The sequence below is a fragment of the Amycolatopsis sp. NPDC050768 genome (assembly GCF_040654155.1).
Classification (GTDB): Bacteria; Actinomycetota; Actinomycetes; order Mycobacteriales; family Pseudonocardiaceae; genus Amycolatopsis.
This window is the reverse complement of sequence record NZ_JBFAHL010000013.1, coordinates 47,261-66,696: the sequence shown is the minus strand read 5'-3', so window position 1 is coordinate 66,696 and position 19,436 is coordinate 47,261. Positions and strand designations below refer to the sequence as shown.

The window sequence follows — 19,436 nt, the reverse complement described above, 5'->3', positions numbered from 1 at the left end:
ACGTTCGCCGCATGACGTGGGGTGTGTACGGCGGGTTCCTCGCCATGATGGTGGTGCTCGCCGTGGCGCCCGGGCCCGACAGCATGGTGGTCCTCAAGAACGCGCTGTCGGGCGGTGCCCGCGGTGGCGCGTGGGCGTGTGCCGGGATCGCCGTGGCCAACTTCCTGCAGGGCACCCTCGCCGCGCTCGGCCTCGGGGCCGTGATCACGAACTCGCGCCCGATCTTCGAAACCGTGAAGTGGCTCGGTGTCGCCTACCTCTGCTACCTCGGTTTCCAGGCGCTGCGCGGCGCGTGGCGTGGTGACTACCAGTCGCTCGCCGAGGCGAAACGCGCCCGCCAGAGCGCGTTCCGCCGCTGGCGCGAGGGGTTCCTCTCCAACGTGACCAACCCGAAGGTGCTGGTCCTCTACCTCTCGGTGCTGCCGCAGTTCCTCACGCCCGGAGTCACCACCACCGGCGACGCCCTGCTGCTCGCGTATACCGTCGCCGCCGTGGGTGCGGTCTGGCAGATCCTGCTGCTCCTGCTCGTGCACCGCGTGCGCGGCTGGCTCGAGCGCCGCCGCGTGCGCCGCACTCTCGACGGCGTGACCGGCACGGTCCTCATCGGCTTCGGCGTGGGGCTGGCGCTGGAGGCCTAGAGCGTCTCGTCGAGCCAGTCGAAGACGCGGGCCGTCGCGAGCCGCTGCGCGCCGACGTGGCAGTGGGCGTCCGCGCCCTCCTCGGCGGTGAACGAGAGCAGCGTCCTCGGGCCGGTGAGCCGCTCGTAGAGCCGGCGGGGTTCGGGCTGCGTTTCGCCGTCGCCGTTGAAGAACAGGTCGTCGGCGGCCTCGCAGACAAGTGCCGGGCACTTGATGCGCTCGGCCACGCCGCCGTCGAGCGTGTAGGCCAGGTACTTCGCGAGGAACTCGCGGTCGGTCGCCGCGCCCGTCACGTACCGGCCGTGGTCGGTGGCCCAGCGCAGCGTGGGGCTCGCGGCGCGGCCGGCGGCCAGCAGGTTGTCGAGCTCTTCGTCGTGCGGTGCGTTGGCGCGGCGTTCGATCTCCGCGCGGTCCCACGGCAGGAAAGCCGTGACCGCCGAGCCGGCGTCGAACACCCCGTCCACGGCGACGACCGCCTTGATGCGCTCGTCGAAAGCCGCGGCGCGGGGCGCGAGCATGCCGCCGAGGCTGAGGCCCAGCAGCGCGACCTTGTCCGGGTCGACGCCCGGGTCGGCGAGCACGAAGTCGAGCACCGGGCCCACCACGTGCTCCCAGTCGGGCCGGAAGACGAGCCCGTCGCGGTGGATCGCGCTCGGCTGGCCGGGGCCGTCGAACGCCAGCACGTGGTAGCCGCGCTCCTGTCCCCCGGCCGCGCCGAAGAAGTGCACCTCCTCCGCGCTGCCGTCGAAACCGTTGTGCGCCACCAGAATCGGGCAACGGCCAGTGCCGGGCGCGCGGTAGAAGTAGCCGCGCAGCACGTGTCCTTCATACGGAATCTCGACACGCTCGACGCCCGCGAAACCCTCGATCGCGCGGTGGAAGCACTCGACGCTGCGGTCGTAGGCGTAGGCGATGCGCGGGTCGGCGGGATTGCCGTGCAGGAAGAACTCCGCCGAGCGGTAGTAGGTGGACGCGCGCAGGTACGCGTCACGGGCGCTGATCGGGTGCGCAGCGGCCACCCCGTCGGCCTCGGCCGCCAGGCGCTCCGCCGCGGCGAGCCACTCGTCGTGCCAGCTGTCGTAGTCGCCGGGCTTGATGCGCGAGGCGGTGGCGACGACCTCGCCGAAGTCCGAACCGCCGTAGCTCGCGTGGCCGAACACGCGGAGCGTCTCGAACCAGAACTGGGGGTCGTCCTCGAACAGCAGCTGCTTCATCGAGCCCTCCTCATGACCGGACGATACGGTACCGTCCCGACGTCAAGCTACATGGAACGATACCGTCTCGTCCACCCGCTAGGATGCGATCATGACAACTCGCCGCACGCCCACCGGGGCGGCTGTGCTGCAGCCCGACGTCACGCAGGCGATCACGGAAGCGGTGCTCGACGAGCTCGCGGAAGTGGGTTACGGCCGGCTGTCGATGGAGGCCGTGGCCAAGCGCGCGGGCGTCGGCAAGAGCGCGCTGTACCGCCGGTGGCGCTCGAAGCACGAGATGATCTCGGCGGTGGTTTCGGAGTTCAGCGTGAGCCGCGCGCCGGAACCCGACACGGGCACACTGCGCGGTGACCTGCGCGAATCGGTGCAGGCGGTGTACGACTGGCTCGCGCACCCGCGGTTCGCCCGGATCCTGCCGGACCTCATCGCTCAGGGCGTCCGCGACCCGGAGCCGGCCGACGACCTGCGCACTCGCATCGGCGGCCCTCGCCGCGACGCCGCGCGGCCGCTGTTCGAACGCGCCGTCGAGCGCGGCGAGCTTCCGGCCGATGTGGACGTGGAGCTGGGGCTCGACCTGCTCGCGGCGCCGATCTACTGGCGTCTGGTGGTACGCCGGGAGCCCCCGGGCCCCGAATTTCTGGACCGGGTCGTCGAGCACGTGCTCCGCGCACTCGACGCCCGCCCCGTGGACTGACTACGCGCGCTCGGGCTCCCCCGCCACGCGCTCGATGCGCGCGCCGAGGCGGTTGAGGTTCTCGACGAAGTGCGGGTAACCGCGGTCGATGTGGAAGACATCCCAGACCTCGGTGACGCCCTCGGCGCACAGGCCGGCGAGCACGAGGCCGGCGCCGGCGCGGATGTCGGAGGCCCAGACCGGCGCGCTGGAGAGCTGCTCGACCCCGCGGACCACGGCGTGGTGGCCGTCGGTGCGGGCGTCGCCGGAGAGCCGCATCATCTCTTCGATGAAGCGGAACCGGGCCTCGTAGACGTTCTCCGTGATCATCGACGTGCCCTCGGACACGGCCGACAGCGCGACCGCGAACGGCTGCAGGTCCGTGGCGAAGCCGGGGTAGGGCAGCGTCACCCAGTCGACCGCCTTCGGGCGCTCGGGCTGCACGACGCGGAAGCCCTTCTCGTCGAACGTGGTCACGTCGGCGCCCGCGAGCCGCAGCTTGTCCAGCACCAGGTCGAGGTGGTGCGGGTTGACGCCGCGCACGGTCAGGTCACCTCGGGTCATCGCCGCGGCGAAGGCCCAGGTGGCGCCGACGATCCGGTCGCCGATCACGCGGTGCTCGGTCGGGCGCAGCTGCTCCACGCCGTGCACGGTCAGCGTCGACGTGCCGGCGCCCTCGATCTTCGCGCCCATCTCGATGAGCATCGTGCAGATGTCGACGATCTCGGGCTCACGCGCCGCGTTGTCGATCACGGTCGTGCCCTCGGCCAGCACCGCGGCCATCAGGATGTTCTCGGTGGCGCCGACGCTCGGGAAGTCGAGCCAGACCTGGGCGCCGACGAGGGACTCGGCGTTGGCGACCACGCAACCGTGCTCGATCGTGCTCGTGGCGCCGAGCTTGCGCAGGCCGTTCTGGTGCATGTCCAGCGGCCGCGAGCCGATCGCGTCACCGCCGGGCAGCGCGACCACGGCCTTCTTGAGCCGTCCGACCAGCGGCCCGAGCACGCAGACGGACGCACGCAGCTTGCCCATCGCCGCCGAGTCCGCGCGGTGCGACAGCTCGGCGGGCGTGGTGATGCGCGCCGTGTCGCCGTTGATCTCGACCTCGCAGCCGACGCTGCGCAGAACGTCGCCCATCAGGGGCACGTCGAGGATCTGCGGGCAGTTCGTGATGGTGGTGGTGCCCTCGGCCAGCAGGGCCGCGGCCATCAGCTTCAGCACGCTGTTCTTGGCTCCGACCACGTCGACCTCGCCGACCAGCCGTGCCCCGCCGTGCACGTCGAAGTGCTCGCTCATGGCCGCCAATCATGCCCTCTCGCCCAGTTTCGGCACACGCGGGGCCGGTAGAGTCGAAGGCATGGTCGTTCGCATCAACCGCGTCTACACGAAGGTCGGCGACAGCGGCACCACAGCGCTCGGCGACGGCTCGCGGATCCCCAAAACCTCGCCCCGCCTGGGCGCCTACGCCGACACCGACGAGGCCAACTCCGTCATCGGGCTGGCCGTCGCGATGGGTTCCCTGAGCGACGAGATCGCCGGCGTGCTGAAGCGTGTACAGAACGACCTGTTCGACGTCGGCGCCGACCTGTGCCTGCCGATCCAGGAAAATCCCCCGTACGAGCCCCTGCGCATCACCGAGGCCTACCTCGAGCGCGTGGAGGGCTGGTGCGACGAGTTCAACGAGCGGCTGCCGAAGCTCACGTCGTTCATCCTGCCGGGCGGCACGCCGGGCGCGGCTTACCTGCACCAGGCGCGCACGGTCACGCGGCGCGCGGAGCGTTCGGCGTGGGTGCTCGTGGAGGCGGAGCCGGACACGACGAACCCGATCGCCGTGAAATACCTCAACCGGCTGTCCGACCTGCTGTTCATCCTCGGCCGGCTCGCCAACCCGGACGGCGACGTGCTGTGGAAGCCGGGCGGCTAGGGAGAGCGCGTCAGAGCCGCTCCTGGGCGGCCCAGTACCGCTCGTAGTCGACGTCCCACGTCGAATCGCGGCCTGGGTCCACGTCCTGGGTGGTGCTCATGTCCGCGAGCCGCACGGGCTCGGGCAGCTCGGCCCACCGGCGCTTGCGCTCGGCCTGCTCCCGGGCGTCCATGGTCCCAGGATAACCGCAGTTCAGGACGCGTGCGGCAGCATTCGTCCCGGCGGAGCCGACTCCAGCCAGGACAGGAACCCGGTGAGCGCACCGGGCCCCATCGCGATCTCGATCGCTTCCTGCGTGGGCGACTCACACCGCAGGACAGTGGAACCTTCAGGCACCGCGTACGCCTCTGTGCCGGACGGGTCCCGCCGGTCGGCGATCTGCATGCTCTCGCGCTGGAACACGCGGTCCGGGCCGGACCGGAGGCTCCAGACGCGGTACCAGACGAACTCGTCGCCCTCGTAGCGCCCGAGCCCGAGGTGCCAGCTGGCGCGCGGGTTGTCCGGACGCCACCGCAGCGCGACGCTCACGCCACCGCCGCGGCGCATCCGGATCCACCGCTGGCCGTACCAGGCCGCCAGCACGGCGAGCACGATCAGGAGCCCCAGCACCACGATGGCGATCTTCACGGCCCGGCTCCTGCTCGTCGCTCGATCAGACTGTCTGACCGGCCGCGCGGAGCTGGGCCGTTGCCCTCGTGCGCTCCGCCTCGTCGTCCGCGGTCAGGGCCGCCTTGGCCGCGTCGATGTCGATCTCGTCGGAGAGCTCGGCGCTCTCGGCGAGCACGCTCACCCCGGTGGCGGTCACCGACAGGAACCCACCGTGCACGGCGGCCGTGAGGATCTCGCCGCCAGTCGTGTTCACCTTCACCACGCCACCCTCGACGAGCTGGCCCAGCACCGGCTCGTGGCCGGGCATGATGCCGATCTCGCCCTCGGTGGTCTGCGCCACCACGAAGGTGGCGGTACCCGACCAGAGCCGGCGCTCCACGGCCACCAGCTCCACGGACATCTCAGCCACGTAGCACTCCTTCGCTCGGGGTGTCACCACCGAGTGTAATAGGTCCGGCTTCGGTTACGAGAACGGCGGGGGCGGGTGTCCACAGTGGACCCAGCCCCCGCCGCGCTCAGAGAATCACTTCTTGGTGATTTCCTTGTACTTCTTCTCGAGGTCCTCGAGGCCACCGATACCCAGGAACGCCTGCTCCGGGTAGTGGTCGAAGTCGCCCTTCGCGATGCGGTCGAACGACTCGATCGTCTCCGCCAGCGGCACGGTCGAGCCCGGGATCTGCGTGAACGCCTCGGCGACCAGCATGTTCTGCGACAGGAACCGCTCGATGCGGCGCGCGCGCTGAACGGTGAGCTTGTCCTCTTCCGAGAGCTCGTCCATACCGAGGATCGCGATGATGTCCTGCAGTTCCTTGTACTTCTGCAGGATCCGGATGACCTCGGAAGCCACGCGGTAGTGGTCCTCACCGACGATGGCCGGGTCGAGGATCGTCGACGTCGACGCCAGCGGGTCCACCGCCGGGAAGATGCCCTTCTGGAAGACACCACGCGACAGCTCGGTGGTGGCGTCCAGGTGGGCGAACGTCGCGGCCGGGGCCGGGTCGGTGTAGTCGTCCGCGGGGACGTAGATCGCCTGCATCGAGGTGATCGACCGGCCTCGGGTCGAGGTGATCCGCTCCTGCAGCTGACCCATCTCGTCGGCCAGCGTCGGCTGGTAACCCACGGCCGAAGGCATGCGGCCCAGCAGGGTCGACACCTCGGAACCGGCCTGGGTGAACCGGAAGATGTTGTCGATGAACAGCAGCACGTCCTGGTTCTGCACGTCGCGGAAGTACTCCGCCATCGTCAGCGCGGACAGGGCGACGCGCATGCGCGTGCCCGGCGGCTCGTCCATCTGGCCGAACACGAGGGCGGTGTCGTTGATGACGCCGTCCTCGGACATCTCCAGGAAGAGGTCGTTGCCCTCACGGGTGCGCTCGCCGACGCCGGCGAACACCGAGGTGCCACCGAAGTTCCGGGCGACGCGGGTGATCATCTCCTTGATGAGCACCGTCTTGCCCACGCCCGCACCGCCGAACAGGCCGATCTTGCCACCCTGCACGTACGGGGTGAGCAGGTCGACGACCTTGAGGCCGGTCTCCAGCATCTCCGTCTTGCCCTCGAGCTGGTCGAAGGGCGGCGGGTTGCGGTGGATGCCCCAGCGCTCGAGGTCGTCGCCGTAGCCGGGCTCGTCGAGGCACTCGCCGAGGGCGTTGTAGACGTGGCCCTTGACCTTGTCGCCCACCGGCACGGTGATGGGGCCGCCGGTGTCGGTGACCTCGGCACCGCGGACGAGACCGTCCTGCGGCTGCAGCGAAATCGTGCGGACGAGGTTGTCACCGAGGTGGCTGGCGACCTCGAGGGTCACGGTCTTGCGCAGCTGCTCGAACTCGATCTCGACCTTGAGCGCGTTGAACTGGTCGGGCACGGAACCACGCGGGAACTCGACGTCGACGACCGGACCGGTCACCGACACGATGCGCCCCTTGGCGCGCGGGGTTTCAGTACTGGTCATCAATCATCACTTCCTGCTGCGGTGAGCGCGTTCGCGCCACCGACGATTTCGGAGATCTCCTGGGTGATCTGCGCCTGGCGGGCCTGGTTCATTTCCCGCGTCAGGTTGCCCACCAGGTCGTTCGCATTGTCCGACGCGGCCTTCATCGCGGTGCGGCGGGCTGCCAGTTCGGACGCCGCCGACTCCAGCAGCGCCGAGTACAGGCGCGTGTTGATGTACTTCGGCAGCAGCGCACCCAGCAGCTTGTCGGCGCTCGGCTCGAACTCGTAGCTGGGGAGCAGCTCGCCCTCGGGCTTCTGCTCCTCACCCTCGGTGTACTCGACCTCGAGCGGGGCGACCCGCTTGGCAATCGGGCGCTGCGTCAGCATCGAGACGAACTCGGTGTAGACGACGTGGATCTCGTCGACCCCGGCGAGCGCGCCGGGCGCACCCGCGTCGGTGCCGGAGAGGAACGACTCCACCAGCGTCTCCGCCGCCGCGACCGCGTCGGTGTACGCCGGCTGGTCGGAGAAGCCCGTCCAGCTGTCGACGACCTCGCGGCCCCGGAACCGGTAGTAGTTCAGGCCCTTGTTGCCGGTGACGTAGACCTCGGGCTCCTTGCCCTCCTCACGGAGCAGGGCGAGGAGTTCCTCGGTCGCCTTCAGCACGTTCGTGTTGTACCCACCGCACTGGCCCTTGTCGCTGGTGACGACGAGGACCGCGGCCCGCTTCGGGTTGGGGCGCTCGACCAGGAGCGGGTGGTCGAGGTTCGCCGCCGCACCGGCCAGCGCCGAGAGCACCTTGGTGATCTCGTCCGCGTACGGCCGGGAAGCGGCGACCTTCGCACGCGCCTTGGTGATACGCGCGGTGGCGATGAGCTCCATCGCCTTCGTGATCTTGCCGATCGACTTGGTCGCCTTGATGCGCGACCGAAGTTCCCGGAGTTGTGCGGCCATGAGCTATCAGCTCACTTCTTCGGGGCGGGCTTGTTGACCTTGACGGTCTCCTGCCCGACCTTGTCGGCGTCCATCGCGTCGGCGTTCGACTCCAGGGGCTTGCCCTCGGAGGTGGTGAACTCCTTCTTGAACTCGTTCACCGCGTTCACGAGCGCGTCGCGCGTGGCGTCCTCGAACTTGCCGCTGTCGCGGATCGCGCCGAGGACCTCGGTGTGCTTGCGGCGGGCCGAGTCGAGGAACTCGTGGTTGAAGCGGCGCACGTCCTCGGTCGGGACCGAGTCGTAGTGGCCGTTGGTGCCCAGCCACACCGTGCAGACCTGCTCCTCGACCGGGATCGGCGAGTACTGCGGCTGCTTGAGCACCTCGTACAGGCGCGCGCCACGCTCGAGCTGCGCCTTCGACGCGTCGTCGAGGTCCGAGGCGAAGGCGGCGAACGACTCCAGCTCGCGGTACTGCGACAGGTCGATGCGGAGCGAGCCGGAGACCGACTTCATCGCCTTGACCTGCGCGGCACCACCCACGCGGGACACCGAGATGCCCACGTCGATGGCCGGGCGCTGGCCGGCGTTGAACAGGTCCGACTGGAAGAAGCACTGACCGTCGGTGATCGAGATGACGTTCGTCGGGATGTAGGCCGACACGTCGTTGGCCTTCGTCTCGATGATCGGCAGGCCGGTCAGCGAGCCGGCACCCAGCTCGTCCGACAGCTTGGCGCACCGCTCGAGGAGACGGGAGTGCAAGTAGAAGACGTCGCCGGGGAACGCCTCGCGGCCCGGCGGGCGGCGCAGCAGCAGCGAGATCGCGCGGTAGGCGTCGGCCTGCTTGGTCAGGTCGTCGAACACGATCAGGACGTGCTTGCCCTCGTACATCCAGTGCTGGCCGATGGCCGAGCCGGTGTAGGGGGCGATCCACTTGAAGCCGGCCGAGTCGGAAGCCGGGGCGGCGACGATGGTCGTGTACTCCATCGCGCCCGCGTCCTCGAGCGACTTCTTGACCGACGCGATCGTGGAGCCCTTCTGGCCGATCGCGACGTAGATGCAGCGGACCTGCTTCTTCGGGTCGCCGGTCTCCCAGTTGGCCTTCTGGTTGATGATCGTGTCCACGGCGACGGCGGTCTTGCCCGTCTTGCGGTCACCGATGATCAGCTGGCGCTGGCCACGGCCGATCGGCGTCATCGCGTCGATGGCGGTGATGCCGGTCTGCAGCGGCTCGGACACCGGCTGGCGCTCGACCACCGAGGCGGCCTTGAGCTCCAGCGGACGCCGGGTCGTGGTCTCGATCTCGCCGAGCCCGTCGATGGCCGCGCCCAGCGGGTCGACGACCCGGCCGAGGTAGCCGTCGCCGACCGGCACGGACAGGACCTGGCCGGTCCGCTTGACCTGCTGGCCCTCTTCGATCGTCTCGAAGTCGCCGAGGATGGCCGCACCGATCGAACGGGCGTCCAGGTTCAGCGCCACACCGAGGACGCCGCCCGGGAACTCGAGCAGCTCGTTGGCCATGGCCGAGGGGAGGCCCTCGACGTGGGCGATACCGTCACCGGCGTCGGCGACCACGCCGACCTCTTCCCGGTTCACATCCGGGGCGTAACTCGAGACGTAGTTCTCGATCGCACTGCGGATCTCGTCCGAGGAGATCGTCAGCTCCGCCATTTCGTTCCCGCTCTCGCTTCTGTTCTGTCCAGTGTGCAAAGTCTGTGGTGCGGGCGCACCCGTCAGGCGCGGCTCAGCCTGCGGCGCACCGCCGCCAGCTGGCCGGCCGTGCTGCCGTCGATGACCTCGTCGCCGACGCGGACGACGAGCCCGCCGCCCAGCCGGGGGTCCACCTCGACGTGCAGCGCGAGGGTCCGCCCGTAGATGCCGTTGAGCTTCGACCCGAGCTGGGCCTGCTGCTCGTCGGTGAGAGCGTTGGCGCTGGTCACGTACGCGACCGAACGCTCACGCCGTTCCGCGGCCAGCGCGACCAGCTTGTCGAGCCCGTTGCCGACCCCGCGCCCCTTGGCGCGGCGCACGACCTGCTCGACGAGGGTCTCGGTGACCACGTCGACCTTGTCCGCGAACAGCCCGCGGACCAGGGTCCGCTTGGCGTCGGCGGGAGCGGCCAGGTCGGACAGCGCGGCCTCGAGCTCCGAGGAGCCCGAGACGATCCGTGCAACCTGGAACAGCTGGGACTCGACGGTCTCGACGTTCCCGGTCTTCTCGGCGGAGGTGAGCAGCGCCGAGCGGCCGAGGGACTCGATCCCGTCCACCAGCTCGCGAGGGCTTGACCAGCGGCTGCCCGCCACGGCGTCGAGCACCTTCAGGGCCGGTTCGCTCAGCTTTCCGTCGAACAGCCGGCGGACGAGGCCCTGGCGGCTCTCCGGGCTGGCCGAAGCGTCGCTGACCGCCCGGCGCAGGCCGATTTCGCGGTCAAGGAGGTCGACGACCGAGAGCAGCTCGTCCCCGGCCGTCGCGGGGTCGGTACCCGCGTCGGCCAGAACCTCGCCGAGACGGGTCTCGGCGAGGTCGAGCGCTTCACGGCTCGCAGCATGCAGCGTCATCTCTGGTTACTTCCCCGCTCCATTGGTGGCCGACGCGGTCTCGAGCTCCGTCAGGAACCGGTCGACGGTGCCGCGGCGGCGCGCCTCGTCTTCGAGCGACTCGCCGACGATGCGGCTCGCCAGCTCCACCGCGTTGCGGCCCATGTCGGCCCGCAGCTCGGCGATGATCTGCGCCCTCTGGGCCTGCAGCTGGGCCTGCCCCTGCGCGACGATCCGCTGGGACTCGGACTCGGCCTCGGCCCGCAGCTCCGCCTTGATCTGCTCGGCTTCGAGCCGGGCGTCGTCGCGGATCTTCGCGGCCTCGGACCGGGCCTCGGCCAGCTGGGCCTTGTACTCGGCCAGCGCGTTTTCGGCCTCGGCCTGGGCCTTCTCGGCCTTCTCGATGCCGCCTTCGATCTTCTGCGCCCGTTCCTCGTACGCAGTCTCGAAACGCGGGACGACGTACTTCTTCAGGATGAACAGCAGGATCAGGAAGGCGACGATGCCGAGGATCAGCTCCGGGATGTCCGGAATGATCGGGTTGGTGTGCTCTTCGGCCGCCAACACCAAGTCACTCTTCAGCACGACGTCTCCTTAGTGATGAGAGATGAGCGGTTCGCTCAGGAGGCGATGAAGAAGATGACGATACCGATCAGCGCGAGGACCTCAGTGAGCACGAAGGTCGAGAAGCCGATGCCCTGCAGCTTGCCCTGGGCCTCCGGCTGACGCGCGGTGCCGTTGATGACCGCGGCGAAGATCAGGCCGATGCCGATACCCGGGCCGATCGCGCCCAGGCCGTAGCCGATGGCGGCGAGGCCGGGGTTGATGTTGGTCGCGGCGTCGGCGGCCTGGGCGAGAACGATGTTGGCGCTCACTTGCGTTTCCCTTCACTTCGGTCCGCGCACTCGCGCGGATCGGGGGCTTGTGTGTTTCTCAGTGCTCCGACGCCAGCGCGGCGCCGATGTACCCGGCTGACAGCAGGGCGAAGATGTAGGCCTGCAGGACCTGGATGAAGGCCTCGAGGAAAGTCATCAGGATCGCCAGGACCCAGCCGAGGATCGACACCGGCTTGAGGGCCCAGCCCGTGGTCTCCGTGAGCAGGAAGGTGCCGCCCAGGGTGAACACGATGATGATCAGGTGGCCGGCGAACATCGCGGCGAAAACACGGATGGCCAGCGTGATCGGGGTGATGAAGAACTTCTGCATGAACTCGATCAGGCTGTACAGCGGAAGCACGAACTTCGGGATCCCCGCCGGCGTCAGCTGGTTCTTCAGGTACCCGCCCAGCCCGTACTTCTTGATGCCCACGTAGTGGTACACCGGGTAGACCACCAGAAGCGACATGGCCAGCGGGAAGCCGATCCGCGCCATGGTCGGGAACTGGAAGAAGGGAATGATCCCGAAGAGGTTGTTCACCAAGATAAAGGTGAACAACGCGAGAACCAGCGGGATGAACGGCTTGAACTCTTTCGAGCCGATCTGCTGCCGCGTGATGTTGTTGCGGCTGAAGTCATAGACGGACTCTGCGATGAACTGTCCCTTGGTGGGCACGATCTTCAGCTTGCGCGAAGCCACCAAGAAGTAGCCGGCGACGATGATCAAAGCGATGATCACCAGCAGCTTCGGCTTGTTCAAGCCCCAGTCGCCAGACCCCAAAAACGGCGGCAGCTCGAAGGCATCAGTACCAGGGGGCGTGAAAACAGCACCCTCGGTCAGTACCAGCGCGATCACTGCGCTCCTCCCGGTTCTCCCGGCCGGCGTTCACTCCGCCGGGGGAATCGTCACGATCTGGACTTAACGTACCCGATACGCACGAGCACGCCGGAGGCGGCCAGCCCCACCGCGCAGTGAATGATTCTCATGCCCTGCACAGAGGTTGGCTCGCAAGAGCACTGCCCTGCAATCCACTTCGGACCAGCGGCTGAGGGGCGGAACCATCGGGTCGCCACACTGCTGGTCGCGGTTCGTTTGAGGGAGTGCGCGGGCGAGGCCGCCACCCTTGAAGCGGACCCTACCAGCAGGTCAATCGGTGCCGTACACGCGTACTTCATACCAACCGATCAGCTCAGGACTTAGGTCCCGAGTCCATCCAGGACCCAAGTCCGGGACGCGCGCGACCGGTTTCGCAACACCACAGGTGAGCGCCTCGGCGAGGTGCGCCACCCACCCGAAAGTCGGCTGGTGTGTTTCAGGTCACACGCGGATGCCGCAGCGCGCTCTCACTGTCGGTAGCCGAGGGTGCCGGGTTCGCGTCAGGACGGGATGATCGTCGGGATCTTCGTCTTGCGGAAGGCCACGAACTCGGCCGCGGCGGACACCATGATCGCCACGATCATCGTGATGCCGAGCGACAACGGGTGCAGCTCGGTCACGCCCTTGAGCAACTTGAGCGCGATGAACAGCACCACGACCTTGACTACGTACCCACCGAGCGCGATCACCATGACGAACATGGGGTCCTGGCCCGCGCTGAAGCGCATGAGCCCGAGTGTCGACAGGGCCGCCAGGATCGCGAGCACCGCGCCGACCAGCGAGCCGAGGAAACCGTGCAGCCCGTAGATGATGCTGAACACCGCGATGCACACGATCACCGCCGGCAGCGTGACCAGCAGCGAAGCCTTCGTCATCGCGCGAGCAGCCTGCAGCACCACCTTGGCGTGCGGGTTCTCCGTCGCGTCGGTCGAGGTTTCGGTTTCGCTCACAGCTGGGCTCCCTACTCGGTTCGGCATCGAGTGTAGAGAACCTGGTGACCTGGTCTCCTGACCCCCGGCCTGCGGCCAGCAGCACAAGCGGCTGCCCCGGGTCCACGCCGGCGCGAACCCGGGGCGGCCGAATTCATTTTCGCGACGGAATGATCGGTCGCGGAATTGAACAAGAATGACCCGCGAGACAACTGCCGCGGCGAATTCATCGGAAACGGTTCACGCGGCCCGGGGACGGCAGGGATTGGTGCACGCCAGCGCGATCCCGCCGAGACTGGTCGCGGTCACGATGCCGACCGAAACCGTCCGATGGGGACTGACGTGGCCGAACGCGTTGCGGGCTGGGAAAAGCGGACCGAGAACCCGCACCGAGCGGCCGTCGTTCGGGCCGTGCCGGCGGCACCGAGTCCGACCACTTCAGCGCGAGCGACTCGCGTGCCCGATCGAGGACGCCTGGTCCACAGCACCGTTTTTCGTGATTCGGCCGGACTCGCCCCCGTCGGCTCGGCAGCGACGCCAGCCCCGGGAAAGGTCGCCATCATCGAACCCGCAGCCGACAGGACCACCGCGATTTGGCGCATTTTCACCTCGATTCCTCGCCCCACCGGACATTCACAAGGAGGCGCCGGAGACGTCGAGAGGAGGTGAACCGGAATTCGCGAACACTCAGCCCGCGGAACGGCGCCGCGCCCTCAACCGCGGCACCAAGGACACCAGCACGGCCACCACCAGACCCGCCCCGATGACCCAGAACACGGCCGTGTCGTCGAAGAGCGTCACGGACACCGCGCCGAAGGCCAGGATGCCGGCCCACAAGTAGATGAGCAGGACGGCGCGGCGCTGGGAGTGGCCGATCTCGAGCAGGCGGTGGTGGAGGTGCATCTTGTCGGCCGCGAAGGGGCTTTCGCCACGGCGGGTGCGGCGGATGACGGCCATCACGAGGTCCAGGACGGGCACGAAGAGCACCGCCACGACCACGACCAAGGGCGACAGCAGGGCGAGCGCGTCGGAGGCCGAGAAGCGCGTGTAGCTGACGCGGCCGCTCGCGGAGGTGGTCGCGCCGGCGAGCACGAGGCCGATCATCATGGAGCCGGAGTCGCCCATGAATATCTTGGCGGGTTGGAAGTTGTAGGGCAGGAAGCCCAGACACGCGCCCGCCAGCGTCGCCGCGATGAGGGCCGGCGGGTACGTGCCGAAGTCGCCGCCGGTGCTGTCGAGCAGGCCCAGCGAGAACGCGCACGTAGCCGTCGCGGCGATGAAGCCGAGGCCGCCCGCGAGGCCGTCGAGGCCGTCGACGAAGTTCATCGCGTTGACCATCACCACGACCATCACCACGGTCAGCAGCGCGCCCTGGTTCTTGTCCAGCACGAGCACCGAGCCGAACGAGTCGCCGGTGCCGCCCCACGGCACCCAGAACGACACCCACTGCACGCCGAAGAGCACGAGGATCCCCGCGCACATGACCTGGCCGGCGAGCTTCGTCCACGCGTCGAGCTCGAACCGGTCGTCCAGCGCGCCGATGAGCGAGATGACGCCGGCCGCCAGGAGCACGCCCACGGAGTCCAATGAAGCGTCGAAGCCGTGGCTCAGCGCGGGCAACTGGTGCGCCAGGCCCATCGCCGCGGCCACGCCCAGGTAGATGCCGACGCCGCCCATGCGAGGGATCGGCGTCACGTGGACGTCGCGGGCGCGCGGGTTGGCGATCGCGCCGATGCGGATCGCGACGCGGCGGACCACGCCGGTGAGCAGGTAGGTCACCGCCGTCGCGGTCAGCGCGACGAGGAGGTACTCCCGGATGGGGAGAAGTCCTTGCACAGGGGGCATGACCGCGTCACGCCTGCCGGGGGGTCCGAGTCACCGCGTCACGCTACCGCGACCGGATGTGACGCGGTTTGGCGGAGCCTCCCCTGTGGACCGCTCAGGCGAGCGACTCGGCGGGCACGCCCATGACCTCGGCGATCGCCGCGCGCGTGACCGCGCCTTCGCGCAGCACCACCGGATTCTCGCCCGTGAGGTCCACGATCGACGACGCCACGGCCTCGCCGCTCGAACCGCCGTCGAGGTACACCGACACCGAGTCGCCCAGCTGGTCCTGCGCCTCGGCCGCGGTGGACGCGGGCGGGCGGCCGGAGACGTTGGCGCTCGACACGGCCATCGGGCCGACGTCGCGCAGCAGCTCCAGCGCCACGGGGTGCAGCGGCATCCGCAGCATCACGGTGCCGCGCGACTGCCCGAGGTCCCACTGCAGGCTCGGCGCGTGCGGGAGCACGATCGACAGGTCGCCCGGCCAGAACGCCTCCACGAGCGCCCGCGCCTGCGGCGGCAGGCCGAGCACAAGACCGTCCACTGTGGACCACGAACCGACGAGCACACCCACGGGCATGTCCGGGCCGCGGTTCTTCGCGCGCAGCAACGCCTGCACGGCGCCCGCGTCGAAGGCGTCGGCACCGATGCCGTAGACGGTGTCGGTCGGCAGAACCACCAACCTGCTCGACCTCACCGCTGACGCCGCGGCGGCCAGCCCTTCGGCCCGGGACTCGCGCTTGCTGCAGTCGTACACCGCACTCATGCCGCGAAGCCTAGCCCTCGTCCCCGGCACCTGAATGCGGTGGTCAGGTGCCGGGGACGCCGGGTCAGAACCCGATGGCCGTGCAGGTGGTGGTGCTCGTCTTCGCCGGATCGCTCACCGACGTGGCGGTGAGCTTGACCCGCGCCGTGTACGGCGCGCCCGGTGTCCGTTTCGCGTAGGCGGCGATCTGGGCGGTCTGCCCGAACTTCGCCGTCGCCAGCTCGTTGGGCAACCGGACTTCCCAGCCCTTCGCGTCGGTTCTCGCGCTCAGCCGGTAGGTGTCGCTGTCGTACGGCGCCTTCGCCCCGCGCGCGGAACCGGAGTTGAGCAGCCGGAAGTCGCACGTGGCGAGCCCGCCCTTGGTGAACGCGGGCAGCGCCGGCCACAGGTGCGCACCGCGCGCCTGCGGGCCCGCACCGTCGAGCGAAGCGACGGTGACCGTGTACGACAAGACACCGCTGCGGTCGCGCGCAAGGTCGGTGACCAGGAAGTGCAGCCGGTTGGCCTCGTCGGTGTACTCGTACGCGCCCGAGGAGCCCGTGCCGGCCTTGAACGCCGCGTCGTTGAGCTGCCGGTAGTCGCCGACGGTGATCTTCACCGGCGTGCCGTCCGGCTTCACGTAGTCGGTGAGGCCGATGTCCTGCGGGTTCGCGTCGACGATCCACTCGAACGGCGCCGCGTCCTTGTTCTTGGTCTTGGCCAGCAGCACGCCGGAGTCGGGCGCGAAGGAGTCCGAACCCATCCGGTCGACGACCTCGAGCGTGTAGTTGTCGTAACCGCCGCCGTCGCACAGCGGGTCGGTGTTGCGGTCGCACTTCGGGGATTTGTCGCCGCCCGGCAGCGCGATGTTCAGCCCCGTGTACGCGCCCGGTTCCGGTGCCGCCTCCCGCGCGGTGATCCGCGCCGTCACGGGACCGGTTTTCGCGAGCTGGTCGCGGTCGAGCTGCAGCACGTCGGCGGGGTCGACGATGCCGAGCTTGAGCTTGTTGCGCAGCATGTGGTGCGCGCCCATCGAGCCGCCCTCGGTGGCCGGGATCTGCCAGCGCGTGTGCGGGCCGCCGGGACCGTTGAAGCTGCCGCGCGAAAGCATCTCCCACGGGCCGGTGTACGCGCGCTGCGGCGGGACGCCGAACGGGTTGTTGTAGTTGTCGCCGATGCCCAGGATGTGGCTGAACTCGTGGGCGTAGGTGCCCTGGCCGGACGATTCGGCCTGCGTCGACGAGCCGTTCTGCGCGTTGGGCCAGATGCTCGACGCCGAGGCCCACGACGTCCACGGGACGTAGCGGGTGTCGGCCCAGTTGGGCAGGTTCTCGTCGCCGGGCGGGCCGAACTCGTCCGGCACGGCGTCCTGGCTGCCGAACTTCATCTCGCCGAACTCCTGCCACGTCGAGCTCTCGTCCTGGCCCGCGGAGAGGAAGAAGACGAAGTCGAACTGGTCGGCCAGGGCGCCGACGTCGGCCTTCCACGCGGCGCGCGCGTCGGTGCGCAGGTCGCGGTCGCACGTCGAGCCCTGTGGGCACGCGTTGTCCTGGAACTCCATGCCGTACTCGAAGGACTTGCCCGGCATGCGGTAGGGCCCGAACGCGGTGAGGTCCACGCCGAAGCGGCCGCCGGAGTCCTCCATCCAGTACTCGTTGATGGTGTGGCCGTGGTTGAGGGTTTCCGGCTTGTTGAGGAAGTCCTGGTAGTACTGCGCCACGTTCTCGCGCGCGAGGTTGCTGGCGGACGGACCGGGGTTGCCGAAGACGGTCGAGTGCGGCGCCTTCGTGACCACGAAGTCCTCGTCCGGGTAGTCCGCGAGCACCACGGCGCCCTTGAACGTGCGCTCGGTGGGCTCGAGCGACGGGTCGGCCCAGTTTGTGCCGGGGACCTTGCGGTAGTCGTTCCACGTCATGGCCGCTTGGTCGGCCCAGTGCGCGGAGTCCAGCGGCGCGGGCCAGCCGCGGGTGAACGTGTCGGCGTTCGCCGTGCCGGCGGTCAGCCCGGGCAGCAAGGCGACGGCCGCGACGACGGCGGCGACCTTCGAGACGCGCCTCGTCGTGCGCCGGACAGGGATCCAGGAGGGTCTCATCCACACTCCCCTTCACGATCGGGCCGCCCCGGGGCGGGCGGGCCCGAAGATCGACGGTATTCAGTCGACCGCGGATCGTTAGGGTTGCGAACGAAATCCGCCCCATTGCCTCACGACGAAAGTCGGACAGAGGTGGCGTACCGCCCGAACCTGTCGTTCGAACGGCAGACGGGACGAGCCGGGCGCGGGTTCGAGATGGCCGCTCCGGCTCGGTTCAGCCGGCGGTGCTCGGGCTGCCCACCGCGTCGACCCGGCGGCGGAGCAAGCAGAACTCGTTGCCCTCCGGGTCGGCCAGCACGTGCCAGGACTCCTCGCCCGTCTGCCCGACGTCGGCCGGGCGCGCGCCCGCGGCGAGGAGGCGCTCGAGCTCCGCGTCCTGGTCGCGATCAGTCGGGTTGACGTCGAGGTGCAGCGGCAGTTTCCCGCGCTTCGGCTCGTCGCTGCGGCTGAGCACGAGGGTCGGCAGCGGCCCGCCGAAGCCGCCGGGCGGGCCGATCTCCAGGTCGGCGCCCTCCCAGCCGAGCTCGACGTAGCCGAGGACCTCGCACCAGAAGTCCCCCAGACGTTGGGGGTCGGCGCAGTCGATGACGAGTTCGGTGATCCGGCAGGCCATGCGCGAGAGACTACGGCGAACCGCGCGGTTTCGGCCCGGCGTCAGCCCAGCCGGCGAGCCGTGACGTAGCGGGCCCGGCCCGTGAAGTCGGGGTGGTCCTCGACCGCGGTGAGCACGCGGCGCGCCCGCACGAGCGCCGGCACGGCCGACCCGTGGGTGTCGTCGTGCTCGATCGCCAGGCCACCGCCGGGACGCAGCAGGCGGGCGCCGGCCGCGATGGCGTGGCGGATCACCGCCAGGCCGCTCTCCTCGGCGAACACCGCGCGCGCCGGGTCGTGCTCGGCGACCTCCGGGGGCACGGGCGTGCCTTCGGGGACGTACGGCGGGTTGCAGAGCACCAGGTCGACGAGGCCGTCGAGCTCGGCGAACATCGTCGGGTCGGCGATGTCGCCCGAGTAGAGGCGCACGGGGGTGTCCCCGGCGTCGGAGTGCACGTCGGCGTTGTGCCGGGCCCACGCGAGCGCCTGGGGGTCGACGTCCACGGCGTACACGACGGCGTCCGGCCGCTCGTGCGCCAGCGCCAGGGCCAGCGCGGCGGACCCCGTGCACAGGTCGACGACCACGGGGAACTCGCGTCCGTGGAGGAACTTCAGGCCCCAGTCCAGCAGCAGCTCGGTCTCCGGGCGCGGCACGAACACGCCGGGGCCCACGTTCACCGTGATGTTGCCCAGCGCGGCCCACCCGGTGAGGTACTGCAGCGGGATCCGCTTCGCGCGCTGCGCCACGAGCTGCCCGATCGCCTCGATCACGGGTGGGTCGACCAGCGGCACCATCGGCAACCGCCCGCGATCGACCCCGAGCACGTGCGCGGCGATCAGGTCCGCGTCCGTCCGCGGCGACTCCACGCCCGCCTCGGTGAGGATGCGGGTGGCCTCCATGATGGCCAGGCGCAGCGGCTGCCGATTCACAAGTTTTCCCTCACGTCGAAAATCCTCCGCCCAGCGTATCGACCTCCGGCGCGCTTCCGGAGCCGCCTGGCCGCAGGCGGGCCCGGATGCGGGCCCGAAGAAGCACCGTGAGCG

Annotated in this window: 21 protein-coding genes; 3 read left to right on the top strand and 18 right to left on the bottom strand. The window is 69.4% G+C overall.

Annotation, left to right across the window (positions count from 1 at the left end; translation table 11 throughout):
- Window positions 1–11 precede the first annotated feature (11 nt).
- Window positions 12–638: a LysE family translocator gene (locus AB0H62_RS32675; RefSeq protein ID WP_360590379.1), complete on the top strand. Its 627-nt coding sequence runs from the start codon at window positions 12–14 to the stop codon at window positions 636–638.
- Here the strand turns inward: AB0H62_RS32675 and AB0H62_RS32670 are convergent.
- Window positions 635–1,852, bottom strand: coding sequence for an alpha/beta fold hydrolase (locus AB0H62_RS32670; protein ID WP_360590377.1), 1,218 nt, complete (start codon window positions 1,850–1,852; stop codon window positions 635–637). The two genes, AB0H62_RS32675 and AB0H62_RS32670, sit on opposite strands and share 4 nt — an antisense overlap.
- Window positions 1,853–1,943: 91 nt before the next feature.
- Here AB0H62_RS32670 and AB0H62_RS32665 point away from each other — a divergent pair, with 91 nt between their 5' ends.
- Complete coding sequence (locus AB0H62_RS32665) at window positions 1,944–2,546, top strand: TetR/AcrR family transcriptional regulator (RefSeq protein WP_360590375.1); 603 nt, start codon at window positions 1,944–1,946, stop codon at window positions 2,544–2,546.
- On the opposite strand, the gene murA is transcribed toward AB0H62_RS32665, so the two are convergent.
- Window positions 2,547–3,821: a UDP-N-acetylglucosamine 1-carboxyvinyltransferase gene (gene murA, locus AB0H62_RS32660; protein ID WP_220243807.1), complete on the bottom strand. Its 1,275-nt coding sequence runs from the start codon at window positions 3,819–3,821 to the stop codon at window positions 2,547–2,549.
- A gap of 61 nt (window positions 3,822–3,882) precedes the next feature.
- Here murA and AB0H62_RS32655 point away from each other — a divergent pair, with 61 nt between their 5' ends.
- Entirely contained in the window at window positions 3,883–4,449 is a 567-nt protein-coding gene (locus AB0H62_RS32655) for a cob(I)yrinic acid a,c-diamide adenosyltransferase (RefSeq protein WP_360590372.1), read from the top strand.
- A gap of 10 nt (window positions 4,450–4,459) precedes the next feature.
- Here the strand turns inward: AB0H62_RS32655 and AB0H62_RS32650 are convergent, their stop codons facing one another.
- The 16 genes from AB0H62_RS32650 to prmC form a co-directional block, all read right to left on the bottom strand.
- Complete coding sequence (locus AB0H62_RS32650; protein ID WP_220243809.1) at window positions 4,460–4,621, bottom strand: hypothetical protein; 162 nt, start codon at window positions 4,619–4,621, stop codon at window positions 4,460–4,462.
- A 20-nt stretch (window positions 4,622–4,641) separates the two neighbouring features.
- A complete protein-coding gene (locus AB0H62_RS32645; protein WP_220243810.1) occupies window positions 4,642–5,076 on the bottom strand; it encodes a DUF2550 domain-containing protein in 435 nt (144 codons plus the stop codon).
- 25 nt (window positions 5,077–5,101) lie between these two features.
- Window positions 5,102–5,467 (bottom strand): F0F1 ATP synthase subunit epsilon, encoded by a 366-nt coding sequence (locus AB0H62_RS32640; protein ID WP_220243811.1) that lies wholly within the window; start codon window positions 5,465–5,467, stop codon window positions 5,102–5,104.
- Window positions 5,468–5,581: 114 nt separating this feature from the next.
- Window positions 5,582–7,009, bottom strand: a complete 1,428-nt coding sequence (atpD, locus tag AB0H62_RS32635) for a F0F1 ATP synthase subunit beta (protein ID WP_220243812.1) — start codon at window positions 7,007–7,009, stop codon at window positions 5,582–5,584.
- Window positions 7,009–7,944, bottom strand: coding sequence for a F0F1 ATP synthase subunit gamma (locus tag AB0H62_RS32630; RefSeq protein WP_220243813.1), 936 nt, complete (start codon window positions 7,942–7,944; stop codon window positions 7,009–7,011). The genes atpD and AB0H62_RS32630 overlap by 1 nt, the downstream gene beginning before the upstream one ends.
- A gap of 11 nt (window positions 7,945–7,955) precedes the next feature.
- Window positions 7,956–9,593: a F0F1 ATP synthase subunit alpha gene (atpA, locus tag AB0H62_RS32625; RefSeq protein WP_220243814.1), complete on the bottom strand. Its 1,638-nt coding sequence runs from the start codon at window positions 9,591–9,593 to the stop codon at window positions 7,956–7,958.
- A gap of 62 nt (window positions 9,594–9,655) precedes the next feature.
- Complete coding sequence (locus AB0H62_RS32620; RefSeq protein ID WP_220243815.1) at window positions 9,656–10,480, bottom strand: F0F1 ATP synthase subunit delta; 825 nt, start codon at window positions 10,478–10,480, stop codon at window positions 9,656–9,658.
- A 6-nt stretch (window positions 10,481–10,486) separates the two neighbouring features.
- The gene (locus tag AB0H62_RS32615) at window positions 10,487–11,044 is read right to left on the bottom strand and encodes a F0F1 ATP synthase subunit B (protein WP_220243816.1); all 558 of its coding nucleotides are present in this window, start codon (window positions 11,042–11,044) and stop codon (window positions 10,487–10,489) included.
- Between the two features lie 35 nt (window positions 11,045–11,079).
- Window positions 11,080–11,334 (bottom strand): ATP F0F1 synthase subunit C, encoded by a 255-nt coding sequence (locus AB0H62_RS32610; RefSeq protein WP_304504310.1) that lies wholly within the window; start codon window positions 11,332–11,334, stop codon window positions 11,080–11,082.
- 58 nt (window positions 11,335–11,392) lie between these two features.
- The gene (atpB, locus tag AB0H62_RS32605; protein WP_220243817.1) at window positions 11,393–12,190 is read right to left on the bottom strand and encodes a F0F1 ATP synthase subunit A; all 798 of its coding nucleotides are present in this window, start codon (window positions 12,188–12,190) and stop codon (window positions 11,393–11,395) included.
- 521 nt (window positions 12,191–12,711) lie between these two features.
- The gene (locus AB0H62_RS32600) at window positions 12,712–13,161 is read right to left on the bottom strand and encodes a hypothetical protein (RefSeq protein ID WP_360590367.1); all 450 of its coding nucleotides are present in this window, start codon (window positions 13,159–13,161) and stop codon (window positions 12,712–12,714) included.
- 666 nt (window positions 13,162–13,827) lie between these two features.
- Window positions 13,828–14,985, bottom strand: coding sequence for an MraY family glycosyltransferase (locus tag AB0H62_RS32595; RefSeq protein WP_220243819.1), 1,158 nt, complete (start codon window positions 14,983–14,985; stop codon window positions 13,828–13,830).
- A gap of 94 nt (window positions 14,986–15,079) precedes the next feature.
- Window positions 15,080–15,730, bottom strand: coding sequence for an L-threonylcarbamoyladenylate synthase (locus AB0H62_RS32590; RefSeq protein ID WP_354883417.1), 651 nt, complete (start codon window positions 15,728–15,730; stop codon window positions 15,080–15,082).
- Between the two features lie 64 nt (window positions 15,731–15,794).
- On the bottom strand, window positions 15,795–17,801 hold the full coding sequence (locus tag AB0H62_RS32585; protein WP_360590364.1) for a M6 family metalloprotease domain-containing protein: 2,007 nt from the start codon (window positions 17,799–17,801) through the stop codon (window positions 15,795–15,797).
- Between the two features lie 214 nt (window positions 17,802–18,015).
- Entirely contained in the window at window positions 18,016–18,414 is a 399-nt protein-coding gene (locus AB0H62_RS32580; RefSeq protein WP_360590362.1) for a VOC family protein, read from the bottom strand.
- Window positions 18,415–18,455: 41 nt separating this feature from the next.
- Window positions 18,456–19,322 (bottom strand): peptide chain release factor N(5)-glutamine methyltransferase, encoded by an 867-nt coding sequence (gene prmC, locus AB0H62_RS32575; protein WP_220243823.1) that lies wholly within the window; start codon window positions 19,320–19,322, stop codon window positions 18,456–18,458.
- Between the last annotated feature and the right edge of the window lie 114 nt (window positions 19,323–19,436).

Excerpts from the sequence above, each read along its gene's own strand:
- AB0H62_RS32675 (WP_360590379.1), top strand. The coding sequence starts at position 12 with ATGACGTGGGGTGTGTACGGCGGGTTCCTCGCCATGATGGTGGTGCTC.
- AB0H62_RS32670 (WP_360590377.1), bottom strand. The coding sequence starts at position 1,852 with ATGAAGCAGCTGCTGTTCGAGGACGACCCCCAGTTCTGGTTCGAGACG.
- AB0H62_RS32665 (WP_360590375.1), top strand. The coding sequence starts at position 1,944 with ATGACAACTCGCCGCACGCCCACCGGGGCGGCTGTGCTGCAGCCCGAC.
- murA (WP_220243807.1), bottom strand. The coding sequence starts at position 3,821 with ATGAGCGAGCACTTCGACGTGCACGGCGGGGCACGGCTGGTCGGCGAG.
- AB0H62_RS32655 (WP_360590372.1), top strand. The coding sequence starts at position 3,883 with ATGGTCGTTCGCATCAACCGCGTCTACACGAAGGTCGGCGACAGCGGC.
- AB0H62_RS32650 (WP_220243809.1), bottom strand. The coding sequence starts at position 4,621 with ATGGACGCCCGGGAGCAGGCCGAGCGCAAGCGCCGGTGGGCCGAGCTG.
- atpD (WP_220243812.1), bottom strand. The coding sequence starts at position 7,009 with ATGACCAGTACTGAAACCCCGCGCGCCAAGGGGCGCATCGTGTCGGTG.
- AB0H62_RS32630 (WP_220243813.1), bottom strand. The coding sequence starts at position 7,944 with ATGGCCGCACAACTCCGGGAACTTCGGTCGCGCATCAAGGCGACCAAG.
- atpA (WP_220243814.1), bottom strand. The coding sequence starts at position 9,593 with ATGGCGGAGCTGACGATCTCCTCGGACGAGATCCGCAGTGCGATCGAG.
- AB0H62_RS32620 (WP_220243815.1), bottom strand. The coding sequence starts at position 10,480 with ATGACGCTGCATGCTGCGAGCCGTGAAGCGCTCGACCTCGCCGAGACC.
- AB0H62_RS32595 (WP_220243819.1), bottom strand. The coding sequence starts at position 14,985 with ATGCCCCCTGTGCAAGGACTTCTCCCCATCCGGGAGTACCTCCTCGTC.
- AB0H62_RS32590 (WP_354883417.1), bottom strand. The coding sequence starts at position 15,730 with ATGAGTGCGGTGTACGACTGCAGCAAGCGCGAGTCCCGGGCCGAAGGG.
- AB0H62_RS32585 (WP_360590364.1), bottom strand. The coding sequence starts at position 17,801 with ATGAGACCCTCCTGGATCCCTGTCCGGCGCACGACGAGGCGCGTCTCG.
- AB0H62_RS32580 (WP_360590362.1), bottom strand. The coding sequence starts at position 18,414 with ATGGCCTGCCGGATCACCGAACTCGTCATCGACTGCGCCGACCCCCAA.